The 8139-nt window shown below is 39.4% G+C and carries 9 protein-coding genes; 5 read left to right on the top strand and 4 right to left on the bottom strand.

What is annotated here, in order from left to right; all coding sequences use genetic code 11:
• On the bottom strand, window positions 1-185 hold a 185-nt coding region (locus tag A4245_RS20525), incomplete at its 3' end, for a hypothetical protein (protein WP_234402335.1).
• 359 nt (window positions 186-544) lie between these two features.
• On the opposite strand from A4245_RS20525, the gene A4245_RS03230 reads away from it, so the two are divergent.
• On the top strand, window positions 545-1153 hold the full coding sequence (locus A4245_RS03230; RefSeq protein WP_084268643.1) for a YitT family protein: 609 nt from the start codon (window positions 545-547) through the stop codon (window positions 1151-1153).
• A 10-nt stretch (window positions 1154-1163) separates the two neighbouring features.
• On the opposite strand, the gene A4245_RS03225 is transcribed toward A4245_RS03230, so the two are convergent.
• Both A4245_RS03225 and A4245_RS03220 read right to left on the bottom strand, forming a co-directional pair.
• Entirely contained in the window at window positions 1164-2381 is a 1218-nt protein-coding gene (locus A4245_RS03225) for an MFS transporter (RefSeq protein ID WP_067725626.1), read from the bottom strand.
• A gap of 57 nt (window positions 2382-2438) precedes the next feature.
• On the bottom strand, window positions 2439-2939 hold the full coding sequence (locus tag A4245_RS03220; protein WP_067725603.1) for a DUF3231 family protein: 501 nt from the start codon (window positions 2937-2939) through the stop codon (window positions 2439-2441).
• Window positions 2940-3103: 164 nt separating this feature from the next.
• On the opposite strand from A4245_RS03220, the gene A4245_RS03215 reads away from it, so the two are divergent.
• From A4245_RS03215 to A4245_RS03200, 4 genes are all read left to right on the top strand, one after another.
• Window positions 3104-4051 (top strand): sulfonate ABC transporter substrate-binding protein, encoded by a 948-nt coding sequence (locus tag A4245_RS03215; protein WP_067725601.1) that lies wholly within the window; start codon window positions 3104-3106, stop codon window positions 4049-4051.
• Between the two features lie 25 nt (window positions 4052-4076).
• Window positions 4077-4841 (top strand): ABC transporter permease subunit, encoded by a 765-nt coding sequence (locus tag A4245_RS03210; protein WP_067725600.1) that lies wholly within the window; start codon window positions 4077-4079, stop codon window positions 4839-4841.
• 22 nt (window positions 4842-4863) lie between these two features.
• On the top strand, window positions 4864-5637 hold the full coding sequence (locus A4245_RS03205; protein ID WP_067725599.1) for an ATP-binding cassette domain-containing protein: 774 nt from the start codon (window positions 4864-4866) through the stop codon (window positions 5635-5637).
• A gap of 281 nt (window positions 5638-5918) precedes the next feature.
• Window positions 5919-7205: a helix-turn-helix domain-containing protein gene (locus A4245_RS03200; RefSeq protein WP_067725598.1), complete on the top strand. Its 1287-nt coding sequence runs from the start codon at window positions 5919-5921 to the stop codon at window positions 7203-7205.
• Between the two features lie 300 nt (window positions 7206-7505).
• Here A4245_RS03200 and A4245_RS03195 read toward each other — a convergent pair whose 3' ends face one another.
• Complete coding sequence (locus A4245_RS03195; RefSeq protein ID WP_067725597.1) at window positions 7506-7976, bottom strand: hypothetical protein; 471 nt, start codon at window positions 7974-7976, stop codon at window positions 7506-7508.
• Window positions 7977-8139: the final 163 nt, after the last annotated feature.

Here is an 8139-nt window from a genome sequence, read left to right as displayed (position 1 = left end):
TCAGCGCCGATGGTAGTTGGGGCTTTGCCCCTGCAAGAGTAGGACGCCGCCAGGCAAGGTGAAACCGCTGATACATTCTGTATCAGCGGTTTTTTGTCATGGAATGAAAAAATAATGCCATATCCTTTATATATTACAAAAATCTCTTTCTTAACACAATCAAGTGCTTGCGACATTCCTTTCACATCTGAACCTTCACTAATGACCGAATCATAATTTTAGATTAATTCTTTGGATTTGTGATGGAGGAATTCTTGCGTCGATTTGCGATTTTGTCTTGTGAAATAAGAAAACATAAATGTTGGCAGCAATTAACTCTTATACATACAGCCGGACGTGTTCACTCACCCGGGAGAGCCTGTCCAAAACTCGGGAGACGTAGCCGCTCACTCGGTAGATTCCCCGCAAAACTCGGGAGATGCGGTCACTCACTATTTATGCGCCAAGGAACTAGTGTCATGATTCCAAAAAGTTGTGAATAAAATGAGATAGGAGAGTTGTCCAGCCAGCGCCGATAAAAGGGTTAACGCTTAGGGGGAACGTTGTGAGGCATGTTATTGCAAAGTTTGGAATTGTAGCTGCAGGAGGAGTCATTCAAGGGTTAGGTATGGGTCTGTTTTTATTTCCCAATTATATTCCTTCAGGTGGAGCGGGGGGGATAGCTGTTCTAATAAACTATTGGTTCAATATAAATATGGGACTTGCATTATGGATTGTTAATTTATCTATGCTTGTAGTCGGTGTTAAAATTCTGGGGAAACGGTTTGCGGTGTGGACGGTAATCGGCATTACGATAACATCTATTTCACTTCACTTTTTTGAGCAGAACTTTCATCCTGACCGGAATTTGTTGTTTGATGTAGTAGCAGGTTCTATATTCCTTGGGACAGGTATAGGAATCCTTATGCGAAAGGGGGTCTCCAATGGAGGGGTAGGGGTAGTTGCCCTTATTATATCTGCTAAAAGAAATATACTTCCTGGAAAGCCCCTTTTCTATGTAAATATTTCTATCTTTTTAGTTACTGCAATAATTATCGATTGGAAAATAATAGGCCTGGCACTAATTAGTCAATGGATTTCCTCGAAGGTCATTGATCAGGTATGTCAAATGAATCTTTTTCAAACCTATACACTTGGCTGGAGGAAAAAGTGATACAGCGACCCTACAAATATTTATAACGGACAACTGTTTTTTTATGTTTCTTGCCGTCTTTTCCTTTAACATGAAGAAGGAGCAGTACGAGCAGTCCTACAATAAAAGTAAATGCAGCGATGGATATAAACATGCCTGTTTTTGACCAATCCATTAAACGGGAGAAGATAGGCGGCCCCAATGCTACTCCGAGAAATCGGACAGAGCCATATAAAGAAGTTACAAAACCTCTTCGCTCTTTACCGACTGCTCCAGTAATAATACTGTTTACACAAGGCAGGACGAGACCAGTCCCTACACTGCTTATGGCCAGTACAGCCAGAAAAGGAATGAGCTGATCGATAAATACGAGAGAAGCGTATGAGATTGTCTTGAATAAAAATCCAATTAATGCCAATCTTTTCATCTTCTCTAAGTTCTTTCCTATTTTACTGCCTGTAAAGTAGGAAGTAGTTACCATAACCAACAAGGGCAGTGCCAATATTAGCCCTTTTAAAACTCCATCAATGTTATGTTCCGTCTCTAAATTGTCAGATAAATAAAACAAAATACCGAAGAGAGCAAATAAACAGGTTCCGCCTGCAAGATATGTTGTAAAGAGCCAACGCCCCTCATGTTTAAAAACACTTAATAGACCTCTGACATATTTCCGAAAAGGAGGGGGGGACTGACGGTTGCTCTTTTCTTTTATAAAAATCCATACTAATAAAGCAGAGGCAACACTTATTACCGGAAAAGTAAAGAATACAGAATACCATACGATTATGGCCAAAGTGGCCCCAAGGATTGGAGACAATACCTTCCCCAATCCATTGGAGGCTTCATATATTCCCAGAACGCGGCTTTGTTCTCCTCCTTTAAATAAATCACCGGTTAACGCCATAGCAATCGGGGATGTTCCCGCAGCGCCGATACCCTGTATGGTCCTTCCAATCATAATCCATAAAAACGCATGTGAAAAAAAAGCAGCACCTAACCCCGCAATTAGCCCACCCAGACCAAACAATATTAACGATGGAATAATGACAATTTTACGGGAGAAACGGTCGGAGAGATATCCGACAAACGGGATAAAAACAGCAGCAGCTATGGAAAATACCGTTATTGTCAAGCTTACCTGCATCTGGGAAAGGTCCAGGGCAGATTTCATTTCAGGTAATATTGGAATTAACATGGAATTTCCCAGTGTCATGATGAGAGGGATAGAACCAATGGCAGTGATTACCATATTTTTATTTTTCTTTGTCACCTTTTTCCCACTCCTTGATTCCTTGAATTTAGAGGCTTACTTTATATTTAAAGGAGGTGAAACCATCCATCCCTTTTCTTTTGTAATTTTTAATAGCTTGAGCTCGTACTCTTCTTTTTGCGTACTGAATTCGCTAAACATCGTTCGCAGATCTTCGCGTAAAGCAATACCGGTTATATAACTGCATAAAATCCTTCCTGTCATCAATTCCTTCTGTACAAGGACAGCGATTTCTGAATCATTAAATCGTGCACCGGCGGGTATATCTTCGACTTGAACATTTGGGCGGTCAGGCGGTGCTGGTGGCAAGCGAATGCCAGATTCTTTCAGTAATGCTTCCACTTGCTGCTCCTCTTGAGTGAACACATTCTCCAGAAGGTCTTCCAAAAATACCTTTAAATCTTCTTCACCAGAGTGATTGATTAAAACCTGTAATGTTACGAGCGTAGCTTTTGTGCTGTATAAGTATGACCAGAGATTATAGACCTCCCCGGAATGGAACGGCTCTTCCTGTGGCTTATTCATTAATGCTCCCATACCAATTTCCTCCTATTCATTCTGTCTGTATCAGTTTTCCTGAAAGCAGATAATTTATCCAGAATAAAAATTGTTTTAATTGATACAGGACAGGAACCTACTTTTTATTTATACATAATCTAACCACAGGTATAAATTACATTTTGGTAAGGAAGGGTTTGGATATGTTTAAAAGAATATCAATGTACATGTTGATCTTGATGTGTATCGTTATTGGAGGTTGCAGTATAAGTGATTCTTCTGCTAAGTCAACAGAAGATGTTATTCGTATTGGCTATCAGAAAAATGGTCCATTAATTATTTTAAAATCCTTAGGTACCCTTGAGGAAAGAGTCAAAAAAAATGGTTATAAAGTAGAATGGCATGAATTCCAGGCAGGTCCTGCACTTGTGGAGGCATTAAATTCAGGCAGTATTGATTTTGGCAGAACCGGAAACTCCCCGCCGATTTTTGCGCAGGCTGCAGATGCTCCATTTGTGACTGTAGCTGCTGGGAAATCTAAGTTTGAGGGCAGCGGCATATTAGTATCCGAAGACTCAGACATCACATCAATAAAGGATTTACATGGCAAAAAGGTAAGTTTTGCTAAAGGATCCAGTTCACATTATCTGATTGTAAAGGCACTAGAAAGCGAAGGGTTAGACTATACAGATATTACTCCTGTCTTTTTGTCGCCGGGGGATGCAAGAATCGCATTTGAACAAGGGCAAACAGACGCAATGGTAGTTTGGGATCCATTTACTTCCTCAACAGAAGTGAATATGAATGCAACACTATTAGTCAATGGAGAGGGATATACAACCGATCGGGATTTTTTCATTGCTACGGAGACATTCACCAAGGAGCATGAGGAAATGGTTGAGGTTATCCTGGAAGAAATTGAGAAATCATCTGTCTGGGCAAATAATAATCATGATGAGTTAATAAAAATGCTTGCACCGATTTTAAACATTGACGAGGATTCGATTAAGTTGGCGGTGGAGCGAAGGGTATACGGTGTCGATCCATTAAGTGAGGAAATTATTGAAGAACAGCAGGAAATCGCAGATACATTCTACCGTCTTGAAATTATTCCGAAGAAAATAGATGTTGCAGATGTCATGGCTAAGTAAGCGGATAGAAAGAAGGGTGGGGCAAGTGAAGTTTATAATAAAAGAATCGGTTAAAAAGTTCATCCCCTGGTTTTTACCCCTCTTGTTGATTGTTGGCTGGCAACTGTTTTCGTGGGTTGGTGTAATTCCCGAGAGGATATTGCCAGCGCCAACAAAGGTATTGCAAGCAGGTATTGAGCTTTTGTCAACCGGGGAATTATCCAGCCATGTTGGCATAAGTCTTGGAAGGGCATTAGCCGGGTTCCTTATTGGGGGGACCATTGGGTTTGTCTTTGGATTGCTCAATGGAATGTTCAAGGTTTCAGATTTGCTATTTGACACATCAATTCAAATGTTAAGAAATATACCTCATTTAGCTTTAATTCCTCTTGTAATCTTATGGTTTGGAATAGGCGAAACATCCAAAATCTTTTTAGTGGCTCTTGGAGTTCTCTTTCCGATTTATATAAATACGTATCACGGGATAAGGACGGTTGATAAAGGGTTGGTGGAAATGGGAAGGGCATATGGCCTTAAAGGCAGAGCGCTGTTTTTTGCTGTTATTCTTCCTGGGGCGATGTCTTCCATTCTCGTCGGTGTCCGATTTTCCCTTGGGGTAATGTGGCTGACATTGATTGTTTCAGAAACGATTTCAGCTCATACAGGGATCGGCTATATGGCCATGAATGCAAGGGAATTTATGCAAATGGATGTGATTGTATTAAGCATCCTGCTCTACGCCTTATTTGGAAAGCTGTCAGATATGATTGCGAGGTTTTTGGAAGGGAAGTTACTTCAGTGGAATACATGAAAACCTATAGGAGGTAACCAAAGTGGAATCAAATAAGGAAAAATATATTTTAATCAGCGATATTAAGAAATCTTACGGGGAACGGCAGGTTCTCAAAGGATTGGATCTTAGTATAGAAAAAGGTGAGTTTGTTGCAATTGTTGGAAAGAGTGGGTGTGGAAAAAGCACCTTACTCAGGTTAATTGCAGGACTGGAAAGTAATGATGAAGGCTCCATCTATATGAACGGTGAGCCATTAGATCACCTAAATAAATATGCACGAATTATGTTTCAGGATGGACGTCTTCTTCCCTGGAAGCGCGTAATTGATAATGTATGCCTTGGTATTCCTGACACTGCCAGAGTAAAAGCTACGGATGCTTTGCGTCAGGTCGGATTGGATGAACGAATGAATGATTGGCCGTCCAAACTTTCCGGTGGTCAAAAGCAACGCGTGGCACTGGCTAGAGCATTGGTCCATAACCCTTCACTGCTTTTGCTGGATGAACCACTTGGAGCACTTGATGCTCTAACCAGAATAGAGATGCAGGATCTGATTGAATCGCTATGGAAGGAAAAGAAATTTACCTCCATACTCGTTACACATGACGTAGAAGAAGCTGTAGCAATCGCTGATCGGGTCATATTAATTGAAGATGGGGTAATCAGTGTAAATCAGCCTATTCGTTTACCGAGGCCAAGGCAGCGTACACATCCAGCTTTTTCAATGTATGTAGAAGAAATACTTGAGAAAATACTAAACCGTAAAAAGAATAAAATCACGTTAGTTAAGAAATCACGAAAAGCACAAGTTTAGATAACTCATTCGGTCATAACGCCATAAACAATGAACACAACACCGAGGATAATCGAAATTTCCAGGTCGGGAATACTGTATAAGCAATAGTGGTGGAAAACTGATTGCTCGAAATGTGCATGGAGTATAGGGGAACCCATGATTAAATATATTCAATATAATATTAAATATATTTAAGAAAGAAAGTTGTTGATCGGACCTTTTAAATAATTTAAATTTATTTTTAAATATATTTAAATTATGCTAAAATAACAAAAAAGGATACTGATTAGAGGGTTTTTATGACTCATATAGGTGAAAAAATTAAAAAGAGAAGAAAAGAGAGAAAACTGACACTTGCTGATGTTGCAAAGGATCAAATGTCACCGGCAATGATCAGTTTAATTGAAAATGGAAAATCAAAGCCTTCTGCTGAAAATCTCCAGCATATTGCTAAACAATTGGATGTAAACGTATCCGAATTTTTAGAAGGCATGACGAAAGATGAATTAAAGATAGAGCTGTCTTATATAGAAGAACTCTTAGAAGGTATACAGAATGAACCAGTCCTTGAGAAGGCGATCAGCCATATGAAAGGTTTAATATCTGGATTGGGAAGCGGCTTTGAATCGGGGCGCATTTATGAAATCTATTCCCATTGCCTATTTCAGTACTATTTGCTCTATAAACCGCAATATGATTTGCTGGAAGATGGAAACTGGGAAAAGTATGCGATAAAAGCAGAAAATATATATAAAGAGTTGCAGATGGAGAACAGGGTTCTGAAAATGCGTTTTTTCAATGCCATGGTGGAATCCAGCCAGGGCAATTATCAAAAGGCACTGGAACAGATACACACTGCGGTCAATCAAATATACTCAGAGAATGATTACGATACGGTTGGCGTAATCATTGATTTGCTGCTGCTGAAATTCGATATCTTACAGGCTTTGGGTGAAGTGGAAAAAAACTATGAAATGCTTGACGAATTAATCAGGTTCTCAAATAAACATCTCATGCTGCATCGCTTCTTTGAAATTTATAATCGTGGTGCATTCATGTACTATAATGAAAATGATTTTCAAAAAGCAAGGGAGTATACTGCTAAAATTGAAAAGTTCTTTGAAATCATCGATAATGAACAGCTTTATCTTGATAAAGAAATGATTTTAATTCATTATGTCGAGTTTTTTGAAAACAAGCCGGAAAAGGCGCTTAAAATGATTAAAAACTATGAGGAAAAGGTTTCTCAACTTCCTGAAGCGGTACAGAACTCGTTTGCAGATCATATTTCCGATGCAAAAGCTAGATGCTATACAAAGCTGAAAGAGCCAAGAGAGGCGCTTAGCCGCTTCACACAGCACATACAAGAGGGAACCAAACATTTGGGTGTTCATCCCATGGATGCAGCCATACGCGAGATTACTACAACATACCGGGCCTTGTGTTATATGAAGATCGGTGAAATTGATAAGGCCTTTGAATATGCACAGGAAGGGGTTAATCGGTTAAGAAGATATCCACATACAGCGTATTACCAGTTCGCACGCAAGGTTCTTCATGACATTCAAGTGATTGTAAACTATTGATAGCTGATTTTGGGCCCTTTAGCTATCTATGGCTGTACGAACGCGGGACTGGATATTTAATGCTTTCCTATTTGCAAAAAAAATGAACCGCTTTTGAATAAAGCAGGTTCATTTTTTAAAAATATAAAGAATAAATTTTGGTACAGCAATTACTCTTAGACATAAACAGCCGCGTCCAGCTCCGGTTCCTAGAAACTCCCGTCACAGCAATGGACATTCCAAGCGCAAAAACCACGCGCTTTCCAGTCCCTTGCTAGTGTTGAGTTTCTGGTCAGTCAATGCGTTTGAGCTTTTGTTAGCCTATTCAAGCTCTTCCTGGTCATCATCCCATCTTCTGAAGCCCTCTTGCTGTAGGTAATCAGCGGCGGCATTGTAGGTTGCATAAGTTCCATCCAATAAATCTCCTGCATATATATTCCATAAATCGAAATCATGAACTATTTTAAGGATTTGCCGTTCATCGTTGATCCATGACTCCACGAAAGGTTCTGACTCAGAAAGGGATTTGATGGATTGCTTTATGATTTTACGCAGTTCTTCTTCAGTAAAATCCCGGATATTTACCATGCCTTTCGAATCGACTGCATAGTTGTCCTCAATCTGTTCAGCATAGACAAATCCATTTCCGTTTGGATGAAGGTGATAGACGACAATCTTTTTCTCCATTACACTTTCTTGAAAATGAAAATTGACACGGCCAAGGGAAACATGATGACGCTCCAGTTCTGGAAAGGATTCTATAATTGCAAGTTTTTCTTCAAATGTAAGCATGTTACCTCCAAATAGGTTGTTTATTGTAATTCTATGCTATTATACCACTTCAAAATGTAAAAATACTGTGAAAATGTCCAGGATGCCGATTTTTGAAGCAAAATAGATTGTTTTTACGAGGATTTATTGTTATAATACACCTATCAATTGAATACTTTCTTAT

The sequence above is a fragment of the Oceanobacillus damuensis genome (assembly GCF_001618145.1).
Lineage (GTDB): Bacteria > Bacillota > Bacilli > Bacillales > Amphibacillaceae > Oceanobacillus > Oceanobacillus damuensis.
This window is presented reverse-complemented; position numbering and strand designations above follow the sequence as displayed.

What these genes read in the sequence shown, in the direction of transcription:
- A4245_RS03225 (WP_067725626.1), bottom strand. Translation starts at nt 2,381, where the DNA reads ATGGTAATCACTGCCATTGGTTCTATCCCTCTCATCATGACACTGGGA.
- A4245_RS03220 (WP_067725603.1), bottom strand. Translation starts at nt 2,939, where the DNA reads ATGGGAGCATTAATGAATAAGCCACAGGAAGAGCCGTTCCATTCCGGG.
- A4245_RS03215 (WP_067725601.1), top strand. Translation starts at nt 3,104, where the DNA reads ATGTTTAAAAGAATATCAATGTACATGTTGATCTTGATGTGTATCGTT.
- A4245_RS03200 (WP_067725598.1), top strand. Translation starts at nt 5,919, where the DNA reads ATGACTCATATAGGTGAAAAAATTAAAAAGAGAAGAAAAGAGAGAAAA.
- A4245_RS03195 (WP_067725597.1), bottom strand. Translation starts at nt 7,976, where the DNA reads ATGCTTACATTTGAAGAAAAACTTGCAATTATAGAATCCTTTCCAGAA.